Annotated in this window: 22 protein-coding genes and 1 pseudogene; 8 read left to right on the top strand and 15 right to left on the bottom strand. The window is 70.5% G+C overall.

All coding sequences use genetic code 11. The features are described from left to right. Window positions 1-101: 101 nt before the first annotated feature. The gene (locus ACLD7X_RS09635; RefSeq protein WP_411423398.1) at window positions 102-548 is read right to left on the bottom strand and encodes a TspO/MBR family protein; all 447 of its coding nucleotides are present in this window, start codon (window positions 546-548) and stop codon (window positions 102-104) included. Window positions 549-818: 270 nt separating this feature from the next. Between ACLD7X_RS09635 and ACLD7X_RS09630 the strand changes: the two genes are divergently transcribed. After that, window positions 819-2,138, top strand: coding sequence for a DUF2254 domain-containing protein (locus ACLD7X_RS09630; protein ID WP_412007065.1), 1,320 nt, complete (start codon window positions 819-821; stop codon window positions 2,136-2,138). Between the two features lie 36 nt (window positions 2,139-2,174). Here ACLD7X_RS09630 and ACLD7X_RS09625 read toward each other — a convergent pair whose 3' ends face one another. After that, window positions 2,175-2,756 carry a hypothetical protein gene (locus tag ACLD7X_RS09625; RefSeq protein ID WP_411423396.1) on the bottom strand — a complete coding sequence of 194 codons (582 nt, stop codon included), beginning with the start codon at window positions 2,754-2,756 and terminating at the stop codon, window positions 2,175-2,177. 175 nt (window positions 2,757-2,931) lie between these two features. Between ACLD7X_RS09625 and ACLD7X_RS09620 the strand changes: the two genes are divergently transcribed. Further along, entirely contained in the window at window positions 2,932-3,150 is a 219-nt protein-coding gene (locus ACLD7X_RS09620) for a hypothetical protein (protein ID WP_412007064.1), read from the top strand. 16 nt (window positions 3,151-3,166) lie between these two features. Here the strand turns inward: ACLD7X_RS09620 and ACLD7X_RS09615 are convergent, their stop codons facing one another. Continuing rightward, complete coding sequence (locus tag ACLD7X_RS09615; RefSeq protein ID WP_411423394.1) at window positions 3,167-3,610, bottom strand: Rid family detoxifying hydrolase; 444 nt, start codon at window positions 3,608-3,610, stop codon at window positions 3,167-3,169. A gap of 26 nt (window positions 3,611-3,636) precedes the next feature. Here ACLD7X_RS09615 and ACLD7X_RS09610 point away from each other — a divergent pair, with 26 nt between their 5' ends. After that, window positions 3,637-4,782, top strand: a complete 1,146-nt coding sequence (locus ACLD7X_RS09610; protein WP_411423393.1) for an ABC transporter ATP-binding protein — start codon at window positions 3,637-3,639, stop codon at window positions 4,780-4,782. 13 nt (window positions 4,783-4,795) lie between these two features. Here ACLD7X_RS09610 and gloB read toward each other — a convergent pair whose 3' ends face one another. Beyond that, a complete protein-coding gene (gloB, locus tag ACLD7X_RS09605; protein ID WP_411423392.1) occupies window positions 4,796-5,554 on the bottom strand; it encodes a hydroxyacylglutathione hydrolase in 759 nt (252 codons plus the stop codon). Window positions 5,555-5,711: 157 nt separating this feature from the next. On the opposite strand from gloB, the gene hisG reads away from it, so the two are divergent. Continuing rightward, window positions 5,712-6,371 (top strand): ATP phosphoribosyltransferase, encoded by a 660-nt coding sequence (gene hisG / locus ACLD7X_RS09600; protein WP_411423391.1) that lies wholly within the window; start codon window positions 5,712-5,714, stop codon window positions 6,369-6,371. Then, a complete protein-coding gene (locus ACLD7X_RS09595; protein ID WP_411423390.1) occupies window positions 6,371-8,170 on the top strand; it encodes an ABC transporter ATP-binding protein in 1,800 nt (599 codons plus the stop codon). The genes hisG and ACLD7X_RS09595 overlap by 1 nt, the downstream gene beginning before the upstream one ends. A gap of 12 nt (window positions 8,171-8,182) precedes the next feature. Here ACLD7X_RS09595 and ACLD7X_RS09590 read toward each other — a convergent pair whose 3' ends face one another. Both ACLD7X_RS09590 and ACLD7X_RS09585 read right to left on the bottom strand, forming a co-directional pair. Next, window positions 8,183-8,656, bottom strand: a complete 474-nt coding sequence (locus ACLD7X_RS09590; RefSeq protein ID WP_425625143.1) for a VOC family protein — start codon at window positions 8,654-8,656, stop codon at window positions 8,183-8,185. Window positions 8,657-8,669: 13 nt separating this feature from the next. Next, entirely contained in the window at window positions 8,670-9,485 is an 816-nt protein-coding gene (locus ACLD7X_RS09585; protein WP_411423388.1) for an alpha/beta fold hydrolase, read from the bottom strand. Window positions 9,486-9,521: 36 nt separating this feature from the next. On the opposite strand from ACLD7X_RS09585, the gene ACLD7X_RS09580 reads away from it, so the two are divergent. Next, entirely contained in the window at window positions 9,522-10,010 is a 489-nt protein-coding gene (locus ACLD7X_RS09580; RefSeq protein WP_411423413.1) for a GNAT family N-acetyltransferase, read from the top strand. 45 nt (window positions 10,011-10,055) lie between these two features. Here the strand turns inward: ACLD7X_RS09580 and ACLD7X_RS09575 are convergent, their stop codons facing one another. The 3 genes from ACLD7X_RS09575 to ACLD7X_RS09565 are packed head-to-tail and all read right to left on the bottom strand — an operon-like array spanning window position 10,056 to window position 12,565. Beyond that, window positions 10,056-10,754, bottom strand: coding sequence for a TIGR04283 family arsenosugar biosynthesis glycosyltransferase (locus ACLD7X_RS09575; protein ID WP_411423387.1), 699 nt, complete (start codon window positions 10,752-10,754; stop codon window positions 10,056-10,058). A gap of 3 nt (window positions 10,755-10,757) precedes the next feature. After that, window positions 10,758-11,393, bottom strand: coding sequence for a TIGR04282 family arsenosugar biosynthesis glycosyltransferase (locus ACLD7X_RS09570; RefSeq protein ID WP_411423386.1), 636 nt, complete (start codon window positions 11,391-11,393; stop codon window positions 10,758-10,760). Continuing rightward, window positions 11,390-12,565: a trypsin-like peptidase domain-containing protein gene (locus ACLD7X_RS09565; protein WP_411423385.1), complete on the bottom strand. Its 1,176-nt coding sequence runs from the start codon at window positions 12,563-12,565 to the stop codon at window positions 11,390-11,392. Before ACLD7X_RS09565 ends, ACLD7X_RS09570 begins: the two co-directional genes overlap by 4 nt. A gap of 59 nt (window positions 12,566-12,624) precedes the next feature. Here ACLD7X_RS09565 and dnaA point away from each other — a divergent pair, with 59 nt between their 5' ends. Beyond that, the gene (gene dnaA / locus ACLD7X_RS09560) at window positions 12,625-14,067 is read left to right on the top strand and encodes a chromosomal replication initiator protein DnaA (protein WP_411423384.1); all 1,443 of its coding nucleotides are present in this window, start codon (window positions 12,625-12,627) and stop codon (window positions 14,065-14,067) included. 41 nt (window positions 14,068-14,108) lie between these two features. On the opposite strand, the gene ACLD7X_RS09555 is transcribed toward dnaA, so the two are convergent. Continuing rightward, a complete protein-coding gene (locus ACLD7X_RS09555; protein ID WP_411423383.1) occupies window positions 14,109-14,594 on the bottom strand; it encodes a hypothetical protein in 486 nt (161 codons plus the stop codon). A gap of 83 nt (window positions 14,595-14,677) precedes the next feature. Here ACLD7X_RS09555 and ACLD7X_RS09550 point away from each other — a divergent pair, with 83 nt between their 5' ends. Further along, a complete protein-coding gene (locus tag ACLD7X_RS09550) occupies window positions 14,678-14,914 on the top strand; it encodes a hypothetical protein (protein WP_412007062.1) in 237 nt (78 codons plus the stop codon). Window positions 14,915-14,923: 9 nt separating this feature from the next. Here the strand turns inward: ACLD7X_RS09550 and cbbX are convergent, their stop codons facing one another. The 5 genes and pseudogenes from cbbX to ACLD7X_RS09525 all read right to left on the bottom strand — a co-directional run. Further along, window positions 14,924-15,877 carry a CbbX protein gene (gene cbbX, locus ACLD7X_RS09545; protein ID WP_411423381.1) on the bottom strand — a complete coding sequence of 318 codons (954 nt, stop codon included), beginning with the start codon at window positions 15,875-15,877 and terminating at the stop codon, window positions 14,924-14,926. Between the two features lie 32 nt (window positions 15,878-15,909). Then, window positions 15,910-16,170, bottom strand: coding sequence for a 4a-hydroxytetrahydrobiopterin dehydratase (locus ACLD7X_RS09540; protein WP_411423380.1), 261 nt, complete (start codon window positions 16,168-16,170; stop codon window positions 15,910-15,912). A gap of 9 nt (window positions 16,171-16,179) precedes the next feature. Next, window positions 16,180-17,340: a CO2 hydration protein gene (locus ACLD7X_RS09535; protein WP_411423379.1), complete on the bottom strand. Its 1,161-nt coding sequence runs from the start codon at window positions 17,338-17,340 to the stop codon at window positions 16,180-16,182. Beyond that, window positions 17,340-18,887 (bottom strand): NADH-quinone oxidoreductase subunit M, encoded by a 1,548-nt coding sequence (locus tag ACLD7X_RS09530; protein WP_411423378.1) that lies wholly within the window; start codon window positions 18,885-18,887, stop codon window positions 17,340-17,342. Before ACLD7X_RS09530 ends, ACLD7X_RS09535 begins: the two co-directional genes overlap by 1 nt. Next, window positions 18,884-19,542, bottom strand: a pseudogene (locus tag ACLD7X_RS09525) (NAD(P)H-quinone oxidoreductase subunit F); the annotation flags it as partial. The pseudogene ACLD7X_RS09525 and the gene ACLD7X_RS09530, both read right to left, overlap by 4 nt.

Below are 19,542 nucleotides of genomic sequence, written 5' to 3'. Positions count from 1 at the left end.
GGCTGGCCGGCGTGCTGGTCAAGGGGGGCGGTTGCGGCCTGATCGGTGATCTTGTGGTGGGGATCATCGGCGCCCTGATCGGCGGTCTGCGGCCTCGCCGCTCAGCGGTTGAGGCGCTGCATCTGCCAGGTGACCAGGGTGCCCACTGGGCTCCACAGCAGGTAGGGCACCAGCAGCAGCCAGCCCGGTGCACTCACGGGGCCCACGGCGATGGTGAGGGCCAGGCCCCACACCCAGCCGGCGAACCCCACCACGGTGCCGTTGCGGAGGCTGCGGGTCCGGCAGATCAGCAGCGTGTAGCTCTGCACGAGCAGCAGCAGCACCAGATAGCCCAGCATCAGCGGCCAGCTGCCGCTGGCGCGCCAGCTGAGCAGCGCCGATCCGTAGAAGCATGCGTAGATCGCGATCCAGATGAACGGGATCAGTCCCTCGAAGCTCAGCCAGGCCGGGCGGCGCAGGCGCAGAAACCAGGCGAAGTCCTCGCGGCCGGGGTTCAGCAGGGTGGCCACCAGGGCCATCACGGCCAGGATCGACAGGGGAGCGAGCACGGCGGCTGGCGCGGTGGACCCTCACCCTGCCGGAGCCACCGCCCCACTGTCCGCCCCACTGTCCGGGGGACTGGGCCGGCCTGGTCCCCCGCGTGAGGGTCCATGCAGGCGGTGGGATGGGGAGATCTGCTGCGAACGCGGCGACCAGAGCGACCTGGGCCTGTGACATCGGCATGGCTGTGTCAGCGCGGCATGGCTGTGTCATCGTGAAACCGGCCTGCCGCTGACGGCACGCGCAGAAGCTCGGTGGGGCGGCCACCCCTCCAGCCGATGAACCGTCCCCATCCCATCGCCCTCAGCCTCTGGGGCCGTCTGGTCTTCGCCCTCAACCGGCTGGGGGAGAAGCTCTGGGTCAAGCCCCTGCTGCTCTGCCTGGTGTCCCTGCTGGGGGTGGCCCTGGCGGCGCTGGCCGACCACCTGGCCCCGGCGGCCCCTCTCCCGGAGATCAGCGCCGACACGCTCGAGACCCTGCTCAGGATCATTTCCTCGAGCATGCTCGTGATCGCGGTGTTCGCCGCCGGCTCGATGCTCTCGGCCTACGCCTCCGCCGGCACGGTCGCCACCCCGCGGGCCTTTGCCGTGGTGGTGGCCGATGACATCTCCCAGTACGCCCTCTCCACCTTCATCGGGGCGTTCATCTTCGGCATCGTCGCGCTGATCGCCCTCCTCAACGGTCTCTATGGCCGCACGGGGCGTTTCGCCCTGTTCCTGCTCACGGCTCTGGTGTTCGCCGTGGTCGTGCTCAGCTTCGTCACCTGGGTCGACCGCATCGCCCGACTGGGGCGGGTCACCCACACCATCGCCCAGATCGAGGCCGTGGCCTGGCGGGTGCTGGAGGCGCGGGGATTGCAGCCCAGCCTCGGGGCCCTGCCCACCACCCCCGATCCCGGGATGGCCAGCCCCGCCGGGGTCGGGGCGATTCCCCTCTGGGCCGCCGAGGTCGGTTATCTGCAACGCATCGATCTCGGGACCCTCCAGCTGCTGGCGGAGGAGATCGATGGCCAGGTGGAGGTGGCCTCCCTGCCCGGCGCGTTCGTCACACCGACCCGGGTGCTGGCCTACCTCCACAGCGACCACTCCCCAGCCCCGGCGGATCTCGAGCGGTTGGTGAGCGCCTTCCTGGTCGGAGATCGCCGCACCTTCGATGACGATCCCCGCTTCGCCCTGGTGGTGCTTTCGGAGATCGCCAGCCGTGCCCTCTCCCCGGCGGTCAACGATCCCGGTACCGCGATCCACATCATCGGCACCCTGGTGCGGCTCTTCTGCCGCTGGGCCGAGGTCTGTGCTGAGCGGCAGCGGCAGACCCCGCGGCCGCCGCGCTACGACCGGGTCCGGGTGCCGGAGCTGGACCTGGAGGATCTCTTCGAGGATGCCTTCCAGGCCCTGGGACGTGATGGGGCCTCGACCCTGGAGGTTGGGCTGCGCCTGCAGAAGGGGCTCTACCGCCTCAGCCTGCTGCCCCTGGCGGGTGTGGGCGAGGCGGCCCGGGCCCAGGCCCGGCTCGCCCTGGAGCATGGCCAGCAGGCCCTGCGGATCGCCGCGGAGCAGGAGAGGCTTCGCCAGGCCGCCGGCTGGGCCCAGCCGGGCTGAGCCCCCCTGCTGAGCTCCCTGCATACGCCTGCGGCCCTACCAGGGGGCAGGCCCCCGTCCGGCGCCGACGTTGCAGCCCACCTGGGAGCCGAGCAGGGCACCCAGCGGCACGGCCCAGGCCCTGCCTTCATCCTGGGAGGCGACGTAGCCGGCGCCACCACCCAGCAGGCCGCCCACCAGCCGGCCGGTGTTGCAGCGGCGGGCGTCCTGCTCCAGGTCGGCCTTCAGTTGGTCGATCCGCGATTCGCGCCGGTAGGGAACGGTCTGAACGGCGTAGGTGTCGTAGCGCTGGGGTGCCCTGTTGACGTAGCGCCTGTCGTCGTAGCGCCGGTCGTCATAGCGGGTCTCGACGTAACGGGGCTGCACGTAACGCGGTTGCGCGTAGCCCGGTTGCACGTAGTCAGGTTGCACGTAGCGGGGCTGGGGGTAGCGCTCCACGGTCCGCACCACGGTGCGGGTGGGCACCGGGCGGGCCGGCAGCAGCACATAGGCGGGCTGCTGGGCTGTCCGCCAGCCGCCGGGGCCCGCCAGCGCCGCCGAGGGGGCGGCGATCAGGGCCAGAAGCCCGGTGCCGCCCAGCAGGGCCAGCACACGGGAGCAGAGGGTTGGGTTGGTCATGGTGGCCATCGCGTGAGGACGATCTCCCCGCTTGGGGATGACCCCAATCAAGCCAGCGTGTGTGTCTGCTCCATGACTGGCGCTGAACCGAACTGTGACCAGATGCATCCCTGGAGAAGCACGTCCGCAAACCCCGGAGTCGGTTTAGTGTGGATATCAGGACATGGGCGGATCCATGGATGACCAGCGTCGCCCCCCAGCCGTTCCCGAGCCGGTGGATGGCACCTGCCTCGGCAGCACCTGCATGAAGTGGCAGGGCGATGGCGAGCTCTCGCCGCTCGACCTCCAGGCGATCCTGGCCCGGCTCAGCCAGGTCGATCAGGTGGCCTCCACCCTGATGGAATGCCCGGTCGAGCCCCAGCCCCAGGCCGACGGTTCCTGGGATCCCTCCTGAGCCCTGCTCCCTGGGCTCAGCCCAGCACGGCGATGCAGTCGATCTCCACCCGCGCCCCCTTCGGCAGCGCCGCCACCTCCACGCAGGCCCGTGCCGGCGCGACCGGACCATCGAAGGTGTCGGCGTAGATGGCATTGACCGTGGCGAAGTCGCCCAGATCGGCCAGGAACACCGTGGTGCGCACCACCTGGGCCGGGCTCGCACCCGCCGCGGCCAGCACCGCCACCAGATTGCGCAGCACCTGGTGGGTCTCCAGCGCCACATCGCCATTGCCCACCATCGCGCCGGTGGCAGGGTCGAGGGCGATCTGGCCGGAGCAGAACAGCAGACCTCCGGCCCGGACTGCCTGGTTGTAGGGGCCCACCGGTGCGGGAGCCGCGTCGGTGTTCACAGCAGTGTTCACGGCCGTGTCGACGGGGCTGTGCTCCGCAGGAGTGCTCCGCTGCTCAGAAGAGGTCATGCCACGTCAGGATGGGGCCTGAGCCTATGGTCCGCCGCGGCCGTCCGCCGATCGCCACGCCCCTTGCCGAGCTGATCCCCGCCGATCTGCAGCAGCGCGAGCACGTGCAGCTGCAGGCCCTCTGGCACCGCTATCCGAACAGCCCGGCCGACGGCTGGACCCTCCAGGGCATTGACCTGGCCCTGCGCCAGGGTGAGCTCATGGGGCTCCTGGGCCCCTCCGGCTGTGGCAAGACCACCCTGCTGCGCCTGATCGCGGGGTTCGAGCGACCGGAGCGGGGGGCCGTCCTGATCGACGGCCGCCAGGTGGCGGGGCCCTCCCGCTGGCTGGTGCCCGAGCGACGCGGGGTGGGCATGGTCTTTCAGGACTACGCCCTCTTCCCCCACCTCGACGCCTGGCGCAACGCCTGTTTCGGGCTGCGCCGCGGTCAGGACAGCAGCCGTGCCGCCTGGCTGCTGGAACTGCTGGGGCTGGAGGGCCTGGAGCACCGCTACCCCCATGAGCTCTCCGGCGGCCAGCGCCAGCGCCTCGCCCTGGCCCGGGCCCTGGCGCCGGGCCCTTCCGTGGTGCTGCTCGATGAGCCCTTCTCCAACCTGGACGTGGAGGTGCGTCTGCGGCTGCGCAGCGAGCTGCCGGCCGTGCTCAGCCAGTGCGGGGCCAGCGGCCTGATCGTGACCCACGACCCCGAGGAGGCCCTGGCCATCTGTGACCGGGTGGCCGTGCTCAGGGAGGGCCGTCTCCACCAGTGCGACAGCCCCCGCCAGCTGGTCGATCATCCGGCCACTGCCTTTGTCGGGCGGTTCGTGCTCCAGGCGAACCTGCTGCCCGCCGAGCTGCGGCAGGGTCTGGTGCGCACCGCCCTGGGCGATCTCCACCCTGCGGAGGGCCAGCAGGCGCCCGACGCCGGGCTGGGCGGGCACGGTGACCACGAGGTGCTGATCAGCCCCGAAGCCATCGAGCTGGTGCCGGATTCCATGGGAGAGGCCTGGGTGCTGGGCCGGGAATTCCTGGGCCGCGAGTGGCTGTACCAGCTGCAGTGCGGCAGCGACAAGCTGCGCCTGCGGCTGCCGCTGGAATTCGAGTACGGCCGGGGGCAGCGCTGCCGCCTGCGGCTGCGGCGCGGTCACCCTGCTCTGCTGTTTCCCCTGCGCCTGCCCCTCCAGGTCGCCTGAGCTGGCCCCGGCCTCACCCCCTCCAGTGGTCCTTGTGCTGCCGGAGCGTGGCCAGCGCTTCCGGAGAGGCAGCCCGCACGAACAGGTTGGTAGCCCGCTCTTCGCCCACCCGTGTCGGCACCGTGGCCTGCCCCTGCGCCCGGAGCTGCCGCACCCGTGCCAGGCGCTGGGCAATCGCCGCTGCGGCCCCATCGGCTGGGGAGATCACGGCCCTGGCCCAGCGCAGGTTGGCTTCGGTGTACTCATGGGCGCACCACACCTGGGTGGCCTCGGGCAGGGCCGCCAGCCGCTGCAGCGACCCATGCATCTGCGCGGGCGTGCCCTCGAACAGCCGGCCACAGCCTCCGGCGAACAGCGTGTCGCCGCAGAAGAGGTGGCCGCTGGCCGGCAGCCAGTAGGCGATGTGGGCCCGCGTGTGGCCCGGCACGGCGATGACCTCCACCGGCTCCTCCAGCAGGGTGAAGCGATCGCCGCCCTTCACCCCCCGGGTCTGGAAGGGGATCCGCTCCCGGTCGGCGGCGGCGGCGATCACCGCGCAGTCCGGCCAGCGCCGCAGCAGCGCCGGGGTGCCGCCGATGTGGTCGCTGTGATGGTGGGTGTGGAGGATCGCCTCGAGCTCCAGCCCCCGCCGCTCCAGTTCCGCCACCACCGGTGGGGCGACGGCCGGATCCACCACCGCGGCCCGGCCGCCCCGGGCGAGCACGAACACATAGTTGTCGTGCAGCACCGGCAGCAGCACCACCTCCAGGGGCTCTCGGGGGATCGGGCCCATCGTTAAAGTCCGCTCTGCAGCACCATTCCATGATCCCTGCTGGCCATGACCATCGCTGGAGGGCCGCCATGATCGGGATGCCAGCCATGACCGGGGTGCGAGCCGTGACCCGGGTGCCAGCCATGCCCTGGGTGCGAGTCCTGAACGGAGGGCAGCCATGATCACCGTCGCCCTCGCCAAGGGTGCCCTGCTGAAGGATTCGGTCCGTCGCTTCGCGGCGGCGGGCCTCGATTTCGCGGCGGTGCTCGAGCCTGGCAACCGCCAGCTGATGGTGCCCAGTGCCTGCGGCACCGCCCGCGCCCTGCTGGTGCGCAACGCCGATGTGCCGGTCTACGTGGCCTACGGTCAGGCCCAGCTCGGTGTGGTGGGTTACGACGTGCTGCGGGAGCAGCCGTTGCCCGTGGCCCAGCTGGTGGATCTGGGCTTCGGCGGCTGCCGCATGAGCGTGGCGGTGAAGGCCAGCAGCCCCTACCGACGGGCCGCCGATCTGCCCGCCCACTGCCGCATCGCCAGCAAGTTCACCCGCTGTGCCGAGGCCTACTTCGAGGCCCTCGACCTGCCGGTGGAGCTGATTCACCTCGCCGGCTCGGTGGAGCTGGGCCCGATCACCGGCATGAGCGAGGCCATCGTGGATCTGGTGGCCACCGGCCGCACCCTCGAGGAGAACGGCCTGGTCGCCATCGAGGATCTGTTCCATTCCACCGCCCGGCTGGTGGGCCATCCCCTGGCCCTGCGGCTCGATGGCGGCGAGCTTCAGGCCATCGTCGACCGGATCGCCGCCGTGTCGGTGGCCCCGGTTCCCGCGGCGGTGGCCTGATGGCCCGGCTCGATCGCCAACGGCTGGCCCGCCTGCTGCCCTACCTGGGCCGTGACCGCAAGCGGTTGCTGTTCACCCTGCTGCTGCTGATCCCGGTGGCCACCGCGGCCGCCATCCAGCCCCTGCTGGTGGGGCAGGCCATCGCCGTGCTGCGGGGTGAACCCACCATGGCCTGGCTCACCGGCATGCCGGTGGCCCAGGCCCTGCGCCTGCTGGTGCTGCTCCTGCTGGGGGCGGTGCTGCTGCGGCTGGGCCTGCAGGGTCTTCAGACCTACAGCGTGCAGGCGGTCGGACAACGCCTCACCGCCCGCATCCGCGACGACCTGTTCGCCCATGCCATGGCGCTGTCGCTGCGCTTCCATGACCGCACGCCCGTGGGCAAGCTGCTCACCCGGCTCACCAGCGATGTGGACGCGCTGGCCGAGGTGTTCGGCAGCGGCGCGGTGGGGGTGCTGGCCGATCTGGTCACCCTGCTGGTGATCGCCGTCACCATGCTGAGCATCGAGTGGCGACTCGGCCTGCTGCTGCTGGCCTCCCAGGTGCCGGTGGTGCTGGGCATGCTGTGGCTGCAGCGGCGCTACCGCCGGGCGAACTACCGCGTGCGGGAGGAGCTCAGCCAGCTGAATGCCGATCTCCAGGAGAACCTCCAGGGTCTGGAGGTGGTGCAGATGTTCCGGCGGGAGGCCGTCAACAGCGCCCGGTTTGGCCGCACCACCGATGCGTACCGCAAGGCGGTGACCGGCACGATCCTGTTCGACAGCGCCATTTCGGCTTTCATCGAATGGGTGGCCCTGGTCGCCGTCGCCCTGGTGCTGGCCCTGGGGGGCGCCATGGTGAGCGGCGGACTGATGGGCCTGGGCACCCTCACCACCTTCATCCTCTATTCCCAGCGGCTGTTCGACCCGCTGCGCCAGCTGGCGGAGCGCTTCACCCAGATTCAGGGCGGTCTGACGGCCGTCGAGCGGATCGGCGAACTGCTGGAGCAGCCGATCGAGATCCAGGACCTGCCGGCCGCCGAGCGCTCGGCCGCGGCGGTGCGCTCGAGCCGCCAGCGCAGCAGCGCCGGCGAGGTGGTGTTCGAGAACGTCTCCTTCGCCTACCGGGAGGACGATCCGATCCTCACCGATCTCTCCTTCCGCATCACCCCAGGTGAGCACGTGGCCCTGGTGGGTCCCACCGGCTCCGGCAAGACCACCGTGATCCGGCTGCTCTGCCGCCTCTACGAGCCCCAGCGCGGTCGGATCCTGCTGGATGGGATCGACATCCGCGAACTGGCCATCCCCACCCTGCGCCAGCGGCTCGGGGTGGTCCTGCAGGACACCTTCCTGTTCAGCGGCAATGTGGCCGACAACCTGCGGCTGGATGCCCCGATCACGACCGAGGACCTTGAACGCCTCTGCGCGGAGCTGGGGCTGGTGGAACTGCTGCGCCGCCTGCCCGATGGCCTGGCCACCGAGTTGCGCGAGCGGGGAGGCAACCTCTCCTCCGGTGAGCGCCAGCTGCTCTCGGTGGCCCGGGTGGCGATCCGGGACCCCTCGGTGCTGGTGATGGACGAGGCCACCGCCTTCATGGATCCCGCCACCGAAGCCACCCTGCAGCGGGATCTCGATCGCCTGCTGCAGCAGCGCACCGCCATCGTCATCGCCCACCGGCTCGCCACCGTCGAGGCGGCCGATCGCATCCTGGTGCTCAAGCGGGGGCGGCTGATCGAGCAGGGCAGCCACGGCGAACTGCGCCAGGCGGGCGGCCTTTACGCCCAGCTGGCGGACCTGCAGGAGCGGGGCCTGGCGGCCCTCTGAGCCCCCGCGGGGTCAGCGGAAGTCAGGATCTCCGACCGCGGCCTGCTCCCTGCAGCCGAGCACGGCTTCCCCATGGGTGTAGTGCTTGAACTCCAGCCAGTTGCCGCTCGGGTCCCGCAGAAAGAAGCTGCGGTGCTCGAGCGGGCCTCCCGGATAGCGGCATTTCGGCTCCACCGCAAAGCTCTCCCCGGCAGCCGCCACGGCATCGCGCAGCTGCTCCCACGCCGACAGGCTCGGCAGGACCAGGCCGAAGTGCCGGGGATAGATGCCCCGCTGGTCCTGTTGCGGCGCCTCCACGCAGCGCTGGGCCACCAGCTGGTGACCGCCGAGATCGAGGATCAGGGCGGCCTCGCTGCGGCGTCCCGGCACACACCCGAGCACCCGCCCGTACCAGGCCGCGGTGGCATCCAGGTCTTCGGCCGGGATGGAGAGGTGAAAGCAGGGCAGCTCCATGCGGGCCGGATCGGATCGCCAGGGCTCCATCATGCTGAGCTTCGGCTCAGGGCCGGCCCCCGCCGCCATCCAGCGGGCGCAGGGCACTCCAGGGTGGAGGCAGCTGTTCGAGCCACGGCCGCATGACGTCCCCCAGATCCCGGACCCGCGCCAGCATCGGCAGGTGCCCGGCACCCTCGAGCATCGCCAGGTCGTGCCCCTGGGCATAGCCGGCCAGATGGCGCACGTAGCGCGGTGCCATCACCTGGTCGCGGCTGCCGGCGATCCACAGGCTGGGCACCCGCAGGGCCGCCGTCAGGCCGGGCAGCTGCTGCACGGCGCTGCGGCGCATGCTGCAGGCCAGCAGTCCCTGGGCCGCTCGCCGATCGGCCAGCAGCGGACTCCGGATGGCATCGCTGCCGGGGACATGCAGCAGCCAGCGGGGGCGAAGACGCAGGAAGGCTGCACCGCCGCGACGCACCTGGGCAAAGGGCCGGGGCTGGTACACCCCGCCCCCCACGGCGATCTGGATGACCCCGGCGAGCTGACCATCCAGATGCCCCGCGGCATGGAGGGCGACACTGCCCCCCAGGGAGTGGCCGATCAGCACGATCGGCCGTCCGTCGCCAGCCCTGCGGCGGCTTTCCGTGGCCGCCCAGGCGCCGTAACTGGCCAGGCTCGGCTGCAGACCCTTCGGCCGCTCCCGACCCCCGAATCCGGGAAGGTCGGGTGCCCACAGCTCCCAATCGGGTTCGAGCTCGGCGGCCAGCCGATCCCAGAGGCGGCCGGCCAGCAGCCAGCCGTGCAACGCGACCAGCAGGGGCCGCTGCCCGGCCGGAAACCGCCCTTCGGCGATCTGCAGTTGCGCGGAAGCTGCTGCCATCAGGCAGGATCGTGGCATCCCGCCCTCCACTTGTCCGTGGTTCCGGCCGAGCTCCTCACCACTCTCTACGGGGAGCAGCATCGGCTCTGTCCGACGCCCAACCCCCAGATCGATCTGGTGCTCAGTGCCGAGCGGGAGATCGATCTGTACGAGCTGGAGCAGCTCTGTGATGCGGTGGGCTGGAGCCGCCGCCCCCTGCGCCGGGTGAGCAAGGCCCTGCAGCACAGCCTGCTGAGGGTGGGGCTCTGGCGCCATGATCCCCGCCTGCCGAAGCTGGTGGGCTTTGCCCGCTGCACCGGCGATGGCGTGGTGGAGGCCACCGTCTGGGATGTGGCGGTGCACCCCCACTACCAGGGCGTCGGGCTGGGCAAGGCGCTGATGGTCTACGTGCTCGACCAGCTCCGCGCCCTCGAGCTGGATCGGGTCAGCCTGTTCGCCGATCCTGAGGTGGTGGGCTTCTACCAGGCCCAGGGCTGGGAACTGGAGCCCCTGGAGCGCCGCTGCGCCTTCTGGTACGCCCCCTGATCTGGTACGCCCCCTGAGTCCAGCTCCCTTCAAGGGTCCCGGCCGTCACGGTGTCCCGTAGTAGCGCCGGGCGAGGGCCTCCGGATCTTCGCCCCGCCGCCAGGCCCTGCGCAGCCGGGCGTTGGAGAGGGTCGTGGTCCAGATCCCCCGCTGCCGCCAGCGCCGTCCGTCCACCTGCAGGGCGGTGCCGAGGCTGAGCAGCCGGCCCCGCCGGCGCAGGCGCTGCACCAGGTCCAGATCCTCCATCAGCGGGATGGGGCGGATGCCGCCGCAGGCCCGGTAGTGCGCCAGGGGGAGCAGCAGACCCTGGTCGCCATAGGGCAGTTGCCGCAGTCGGCTGCGCAGGGCCACGGCCCCCTCCACGAGCCGGAGGGCGGGGTGGCGGTTGCCGATCGCCAGGTCGAAGTACCAGACGACGCCGCTGCGGCGACCCCGCGCCCGGCCGACCCGCGGGGCCCAGTCGGGCGGCAGGCGCACGTCCGCATGGAGCAGCAGCAGCCAGGGCCCCTGCGCCTCGCGGGCCCCCAGGGCCAGCTGACGGCCCCGACCGGGCGCACAGCGCAGCAGCCGCGCGCCGGCGAGTCGGGCCAGCTGCTCGGTGCCATCGCTGCTGCCCCCGTCCACGACCAGCACCTCCCGCACCAGCAGGGACTGGTGGGCCAGCTGGGCCAGCAGGGCCGGCAGCCGCTCGCGTTCGTTGCGGGCCGCGATCACCACGCTCAGCCAGGGCTGGGGAGTGGCCATGGCTCAGCGCCAGGGAGCCAGGTCGATGGCCCGGTCCAGGTCGTGCCGCTGGCGCAGCAGCCGCGGGCTGAGCTCCAGATCCCGCGCCGCCGCCAGGGTGTGCGCCAGCACAGCCGGGCTGCCCCAGGGCATCCCCGCCATCAGGCCGGGCCGCGGTCGGTCCAGGCCGATCAGCCAGTAACCCCCATCCGCCGCCGGTCCGAGCACCAGGGAGGCGGCCGTGAGCGCCTCGAAGGCCGCCTCCAGATCGGCACTCTCCAGGCAGGGCAGGTCGCTGCCGATCAGCACCACCCGCCCCGCCCCCTCGCCCTGGGCGCGCAGCATCTGCCGCTGCATGCGCAGGCCCAGCCCGCCGCGGCCCTGGGCCACAGCCCGATCGCAGCCGAGCTCCAGGCCCCAGCGCCGGCTCGCCCGGGCACCCAGGCCATGCACGGCCAGCACCAGCTGGCAGCCGATCCGCTCCCGGGCCCGGCGGGCGACCGCCAGGGTGTGGTCGCTCAGCTGCCGCTGGATGGCGGCGGCGCGGCCTGCTCCGAGGCCTGCCGCCAGCCGGCTCTTGCACCGCCCCGCGGCCGGCCAGCGGGCCATCACCACGAGCTGGGGGCCCCCCAGGCGGGCCCGTGGGCCCGTTGTGATCACTCCTGGCGGGGCAACTCGGCGGGCCGCAGGGTCAGGGTGGTGGTGCCGCTGCCGCGCCGCACCACCACGGCCAGCGGTTCGCCGACCCGGCCCTGATCCACCGCCAGCTGCACCTCCGAGGGGTTGCGCACGCCGCGGCCGCCCACCTTCTCGATCAGGTCGCAGGGCTTGAGCCCCCCCTGGGCGGCGGGGCTGCCGCGCATCACATCCACCACCACCACCCCGTTCACCTCGGGCAGGGTGCACTCGTCGGTGGTGGCGTTGATCTCGCGGGCGAGCTGGGGCGTCAGCGCCTGGAGCCGGACCCCGATGTAAGGGTGACTGGCGTAGCCCCGCTCCACGATCTGGGCGGCGATCTGCTTGGCGACGTTGATCGGGATGGCGAAGCTGAGTCCCGCCCCCGGGGCCTGGCGGATCGCCGTGTTGATGCCGATCACCTTGCCCCGGTCATTGATCAGCGGGCCGCCGCTGTTGCCGGGGTTCACGGCGGCGTCCGTCTGGATGTAGGGCACCCGCTGGCCCTCGCCCACGGCGTTGGTGCGCTGGATGGCGCTGATGATCCCGGCCGTGACGGTGTTGTCCAGGCCGAGGGGGTTGCCGATGGCGATGGCCCATTCCCCCGGCCGCACCCTGGTGGAATCCCCGAGCGGCGCGACGGGCAGATCCGTGGCCACCACCTTCACCACCGCCACGTCCGTGAGCGGGTCGCTGCCCAGCACCTTGCCCGTGAAGCTGCGACCGTCGGGGAGGGTCACGCTCACCTCGCTGGCACCCTCCACCACGTGGGCATTGGTCAGCAGCACCCCGTCGGAGCGGGTGATGAAGCCGGAGCCCTGCCCCTGCTGCTGCTGGATGGTGGGCCCCCGGCCGAACAGGCCGCCCAGGGGGTTGATCACCCGCTTGGTGGTGTCGATGCGCACCACCGCCGGGCCCACCTTCTCGACGGCGTCCACGATGACGTTGTTGCTGGGCTGCAGCGGCGGTGCCGGCGGGGCGTCGCTGATGCGCACATTTCCCCGTTCCTGCCGCCCCGGCAGGCCTGGCAGGTCCGGCAGTCTGGGGAGGCCATTGGCACAACCCGACAGCAGCAGCAACGAGGCGATCAGACCGGCGCTGGGCCAGTGGGGACGGCGGTGCATCGGGGGTGGGACGTCCGGGTGGGATTGCGCCATTTAAGACCGCTCAGGCCCGCTGATCTGCGTATATTCGGCACCCGGGAAGGGGGCCGTCGGTGCAGCAGGGAGATCAGCTGTGGCACCAGGTTCAGGAGGCCCTCCAGGGCCGTTTCAGCAAACCCACCTTCGAGACCTGGATCCGGCCCGCCCGCTGCCAGGGCCTGGAGGGCAGCCGGCTCCAGCTGCTGGCACCCAACAGCTTCGCCTGCGGCTGGCTTCGCAAGAACTACCTCGACACGATCGAGGCGGTGGCCAGCGAGATCGCCGGGCGTCCCCTCCAGGTCACCGTGGCGGCGGCGGCGGATCCCGACGCCTCCGCCGGCCTGATCGTTCCCCCCCCGGCCATCGGCACGCCCTCCGGCAGTGGCCATGCAGCCGGCAGCGGCCATGCCCCCGGCAGCGGCAATGGCCATGGCGGTGTCAACGGGTCCGCCGGCCGCCGGGTTGGCGAGGGGCGCCCGGCACCCGGCTCGGGCCTGAACGGCCGCTACGTGTTCAACCGGTTCGTGGTGGGCCCCAACAGCCGCATGGCCCATGCCGCTGCCCTGGCGGTGGCCGAGGCTCCCGGCCGGGAGTTCAATCCCCTGTTCATCTGCGGCGGCGTCGGTCTGGGCAAGACCCACCTGATGCAGGCGATCGGCCACTACCGCCTGGAGATCAATCCGGAGGCCAAGGTCTTCTACGTCTCCACCGAGACCTTCACCAACGACCTGATCCAGGCGATCCGCCAGGACGGGATGCAGGCCTTCCGGGATCGCTACCGGGCCGCGGACCTGATCCTGGTCGATGACATCCAGTTCATCGAGGGCAAGGAGTACACCCAGGAGGAGTTCTTCCACACCTTCAACGCCCTGCACGAGGCCGGCCGGCAGATCGTGATCGCCTCGGACCGCCCCCCCAGCCAGATCCCCCGCCTGCAGGAGCGCCTGATCTCCCGCTTCTCGATGGGCCTCATCGCCGACATCCAGTCGCCGGACCTGGAGACCCGCATGGCCATCCTCCAGAAGAAGGCCGAGCAGGAGCAGATGGCCCTGCCGCGGGAGCTGATCCAGTTCATCGCCGGCCGCTTCACCTCCAACATCCGCGAACTCGAGGGGGCCCTGACGCGGGCCGTGGCCTTCGCCTCGATCACCGGGCTGCCGATGACGGTGGAATCGGTGGCCCCGATGCTCGATCCCGCCGGCCGCGACGTGGAGGTCAAGCCGGAGCAGGTGCTGGAGAAGGTTTCCGATGTCTTCGGTGTGGGCCCGGACGAGATGCGCAGTGCCAGCCGCAAGCGGGCCGTGAGCCAGGCCCGCCAGGTCGGGATGTACCTGATGCGTCAGAACACGAACCTGTCGCTGCCCCGCATCGGTGAGGTCTTCGGCGGCAAGGACCACTCCACCGTGATGTACGCGGTGGAGCAGATCGAAAAGAAGCTCAATGCCGATCCGGTGCTGGCCCGGCAGGTGCAGCAGGTCCGCGACCTGCTGCAGATCGACTGCCGCAAGCGCCGCTGAGCCCGCCGGGCGCGCTCAGGCCGGCCCGCGGCCCGCCTTCCTCAGAGGCAGCCCTGCACCGAGATGCGGTAGCTGAACCCGAGGGCACCGGGATCGCTGCTCGCCCCCACCTTGAAGTTCATCTGGCTGGCCTGCTTTTCCGGCACGGCCTGGAAGGGACCGAACTCCTGCCCTTTGCCGATCGGCGGATTCATCGTGGTGTTGATCACCTGCAGGTTGGAGCCATCCGTGAACTTCATGTACCCCTCCACCGGGTATTCCGCGCTCGCATCGGAGGAGTTGGCGGTGAAGAAGAACTTGTAGCTCGTGTAGGGCTGGTCCACCACGAAGTCGGTGTTCCAGTTCGTCTTGCCGAGCAGCTTGGCCCTACCCACGGTCTTGGACACGATGGGACTGGTGCCATCGCCACCGATCGGCTGCAGGAAGGTGCAGGTTTCCGCGTGGGAGGCTGCTGCGCCGGTCAGGACGACGGAGGCGCCGGACAGGGCCACGGCCAGCACCAGGGAGAGGCGGGACGGCTGGAACACAGGACTGTTGGAAAATCCTCCCGACCCTAGAGGCCCTTTCCGGCCGTGCAGGCGGGTAAGGTCAAACCCCGTTTTTCCCTTCTATGCGCAGCCTCGCGACCGTGCTGTTGGCCTGGGCCGGCCTGGCCCTGTGCCCACTCAGCCTGCTGGCCCAGAGCCAGACCTGGCAGCGCCGTGGCGCGCCGCCACCGGCCGGCGCCCGGGTGGAGCCCGAGAATTGCCGTACGAACAGTGATGGCGGCATCACCTGCGGTACCCGCATCGAAGGGGGCACCCGCCGGCCGCCCGCCTATCCGAGCGTCAATCCCTTCCCCAACTGATCCGTCAGCTCAGGTCAGCGGTTGGGCGGGGTCGAGCCCCTCCACCTCGCCCTGAAACACCCGGGAGGCGGTGATGTCTTCGGCTTCCAGGGTCATCAGATCCTGCCGGGTGAGTGCCGTTCCCATCCGGGAGAACAGACGGTTGGCCTGGCGCATCCGGGCCCGGTCGATGGCGTTGCGGATCGAGCGGGCATTGGCGAAGAAGGGGAGCTGCATGCGCCGCTGGATGTATTCGGCGAAGGCGGCCCGGGCGGAGTCACTGAAGCGATAATTTTCCGAGGCCAGGATTAGCTGGGCGATCGCCAGCAGTTCCCCGGCGGTGTAGTCCGGGAAGTCGATGTGGTTGGCCACCCGCGAGGAGAGCCCCGGGTTGGAGTGGTAGAACACGTCCATCCTGTCCTTGTAGCCCGCGAAGATCACCACGAGGTCATCGCGGTTGTTCTCCATCACCTGCAGCAGGATCTCGATCGCCTCGGCGCCATAGTCCCGCTCGTTCTCCGGTCGGTAGAGGTAATAGGCCTCATCGATGAACAGCACGCCGCCCATGGCCTTCTTGAGCATCTCCCGGGTCTTGGGTGCCGTGTGGCCGATGTACTGGCCCACCAGATCATCCCGGGTGGCCGTCACCACATGCCCTTTGCGCACGTAGCCCAGGCCGTGCAGGATCTTGCTCATCCGCTCGGCCACGGTGGTCTTGCCGGTGCCCGGTCGCCCCGTGAAGGACATGTGCAGCGAGGGGGGCGCCGTCTCCAGCCCCACCTGCTGGCGCGCCCGGTTCACCACCAGCAGTGCCGCAATCTCGCGGATGCGGGCCTTGACCGGCCGGAGACCGATCAGGTCCCGGTCGAGTTCGTCGAGCACCTCCTGGACACCGGCCCCCTCGTAGGCCTCGCGCAGATCCACGCACCTGCCGGGGTCGGGCGGCTGGGCGGCGCTGGGGCGGGGGGCTCCGTCAGTGTCCATGGGTGGGCCCAGCGGTGGTGTCAGGGGCAGTGTCAGGGAGTGGTCAGGGCGTCGATGGCGGCGGCGAAGCGGTGTTCCTCCTCTCCGATGGGCACGTCGTCCCCATCCGGCCGGAGCGTGAGGTTCACGTAGGTCCGGCCGAAGCTGATGTCCGGAAAGCGCTGTTCCGCCTCGCAGAGGTCGTTCAGCCGCTCCAGGAAGTCACGGGTGGCCGGATAGTCCGCGAATTCAATGCGCCGCTCCAGCCGCTCGGCACGCTCGGGTTTGGGACGGGGAGTCCAGGTCTGGTCCATTCCGAGACCCTAGGCCAGCGTTCGGGTCAGGCCCGAGAGGCAGTTGGTGCGGCTGGAGGCGAGCCGGGCAGCCCAGGCGGCGGCATGGGCGCGATTGGCGGCCCGGTGGGCCGGATCGGGACTGTCCAGCGGATGGGGCATCGTGCCGTTGATGGCGGCATTGGTCACGCAGAACATCGATTTCTGGAAGCTGCAGCAGATCTTGACCCGGATGTCACCTTCCCCCCGGGTGCGCTCGAGGTACCAGTCATGCAGCGGCTTGGGCAGGTGGCGGTACATGTCCTGCATCAGCAGGCTCGGCGGGATGCCGGCGCCCATCGTGGGCAGGGGATCGGCGTAGAGGGCGCCGTAGGCGAACTGGGCCTGGTCGGGGGAGATCTGCTGGGCCTGGGCGTTGAAGCTCACCGTGCCGAAGAAGGGGGTGCCGCGCAGGAACACCGCCTCCACGTAGGGCACGGCCACGTCCACCAGGAAGGTCAGGCCGGCCTCGGGCGGCAGCACCCACAGCCGCTCCCCGTCGAGCTCCACCGCGTAGGTGATCGGATGGGCGGCCGCTGCCACCAGTCCGTCACGGATGAAGTCCACCACCGCCGCGATCGAGCGCACCGTGCCCTGGCGCTCGGCCCGGGCCAGGTCGAGGAACAGATCGCTCATCACCCGCCAGAACTGGCCCAGGGCATGGGTGGTGGCCGCCGTGCGGATCAGTTCGGGCAGGAAGGCCGGAAACAGCGGATCGAGCAGGGCCAGCAGCGGATCCCGCCGCCGCTTGCGGGCGATGATCATGCGGCAGCTGGCGGCGAACGCCTCCGAGTCGAGGTAGCCGTCCAGGCCTCCGGTGCCATGCCAGAGCATGGTCTTCATGCAGTATTCGGCGTATTCGAAGTTGATCCGGTCGTGGTTGAGGTTCCGCCAGATCCGCCGGGGACTGGGATCGCCATCGAGATACTTGAAGATCGGGAAGGGGTTGAGGAACTGCCGCTCTGCCTGAAAGATCAGGTTGATGCTGTAGGCATCCAGCACCTCGCCATAGCTCTCCAGCACCCCCACCACCTCCAGCAGGTGATCGCCACGCTCGGCCAGCAGGGTTTCGCCGCTCAGCAACTGACGGGTGAGTTCGGCGGCCGTGGGCATGCCCCCATCGAAGGTGAGCTTGGCGGGAATCACCGGCATCAGCCCACGCCTCCGGTGCTGAGGGTCGCCGCCAGGGAGGGCAGGGCGGCCATGGCGGCCGTGGTGGCCTCACTTAGCCGGCCCAGGGCGGCGGGGGCCAGGCCGATCACCACAACCCCGGTGGCGAGGGCAATGGCGGGCACCGTCTCCCGGGGGGCCACCGGTACCAGCTGCACGTCCAGCCGCGCGTCCTGGACCGGATCCCCGGGGGGGGTGATGGCCAGGCGTCCGAAGAAGGCTCGGTTGACCAGCAGCAGGAAGTACACCGCCGTCAGGCCCGATCCCACCATGCAGACCAGGGTGGGCAGCGGATAGGTGGCGATGCTGCCGCGGAACACCAGGAACTCCGAGATGAAGCCGGCCATTCCCGGCATGCCGGCGCTGGCCATCACCCCGAGGATCATCAGCGACCCGGTCAGCGGCAACCCCCGCTCCGGGTTCAGCAGTCCGCGCAGCACCTCCAGATCGCGGGTGCCGGTCTTGCGGTAGACGATGCCCACCAGCAGGAAGAGCAGGGCGGAGATCAGCCCGTGGCTCACCATCTGAAACTCGGTGCCCAGCAGGCCCACCGGGCTGGCGGCGGCCGCCGCCAGCAGGATGTACCCCATGTGCCCCACCGAGCTGTAGGCCACCATCCGCTTCATGTCGCGCTGGGCGATGGCCGCCAGCGAGCCGAACACCACCGAGACCGCCGCCCAGATCGCCAGGGAGGGGGACAGGGCTGCCCAGGCCTCGGGGAACAGGCCCATGCCGAAGCGCAGCATCCCGTAGGTGCCGAGCTTGAGCAGCACCCCGGCCAGCAGCACCGACACGGGGGTGGACGCCTGGGTGTGGGCGTCGGGGAGCCAGGTGTGGAAGGGAACCAGCGGCATCTTGATGCCGAAGCCCACCAGCAGCGCCACCAGCAGCACCAGCTGGCTGCCCATCGCCAGCCGCTCCGTGGTGACCGGCGTGAGGCTGAAGTCGACGTTGCCGGTGAACAGCGCCAGCCCCAGAAAGGCACCCAGGATCAGCATTCCGGACACCGCCGTGAAGATCAGGAACTTCGTGGCGGCATAGGCCCGCTGGGCCCCGCCCCAGATGGAAATCAGCAGCCAGAGGGGGATCAGTTCGAGTTCGTAGAACAGGAAGAAGAGCAGCAGGTTGTCGGCCAGGAAGGCCCCGTTGACCGCCCCGCTGATCAGCAGCAGCAGGGCGAAGTAGAGCCTGGGGCGCCGGCTGAACTCCCGCGTGCACACCGCCGAGACCAGGGTGAGCCCCGCGTTGATGATCACCAGGGGCAGGGAGAGCCCATCCACGCCCAGCCGGTAGTCCAGGCCGATGCCCGGCACCCAGCGGTGCACCTCCTGGAGCTGCAACCCCCCCATGGCGGGGTTGAACCACAGCAGCAGCGCCAGGCTGAGCAGGAGCTGGGCCACCAGCAGGGCGATGCAGCCTGCGCGCAGCCTGGCGGCGCTGACCTGGCCGGGCCAGGCCAGCAGGGCGAGGCTGCCGAGGAAGGGCAGCAGCAGCAGCAGCGTCAGCAGTGGAAGTGGTGGTGGGGTCATGGCAGCCCCCCGGCCAGCCAGCTCAGCGAGGCCAGCAGCAGCACGATCGCCACGATCACCGTGAGCACGTACGACTGCAACTGGCCGCTCACCCCCAGCTTGAGGTTCTCGGCGCTCTGGAGCGAGAGCCGCCCCACGCCGTTCACCAGGCCGTTGACCAGCCGCTGGTCCACCCAGTCGGTGAGCCGCGCCAGCCCGCTGACCAGGGCCACGATCGTGGCCCGGTAGAAGCGCTCGGTGTAGAAGTCGAAGGCCAGCAGGTCCTGAACACGGCGCAGCGGCTGCACGATCGAGCGTGACCAGAACTGGTCCTGGGGGATGGCGGTGCCGATGCCCACCCCCAGCAGACCGCTGCCGGCAACGGCGACCCCCACGGCCGGGGAGAAGGAGGCGATCCCCGGCACCGGATCGAGCCGGGCGATCAGCAGGGGCGTCAGCAGCACCAGGACCGTGAGGCTCACCATGGGTAGGGCCATGAGCCAGTTCACCTCCGGAGTCCGGCGGGTCTTGGGCAGCGGGTCCCCCAGGAACACCGAGCGGTAGACCCGGGTGAGGTTCAAGGCCGTGAGCAGATTGGTGAGCAGCAGCACGCCGGCGAACGGAGCGGCACTCGCCAGCAGGGCCTGGACCCCAAGGCCATAGCACCAGAAGCAAC

Origin of the sequence: Aphanothece microscopica RSMan92, assembly GCF_046613545.2 — a bacterium.
GTDB lineage: Bacteria > Cyanobacteriota > Cyanobacteriia > PCC-6307 > Cyanobiaceae > NIES-981.
This window is presented reverse-complemented; position numbering and strand designations above follow the sequence as displayed.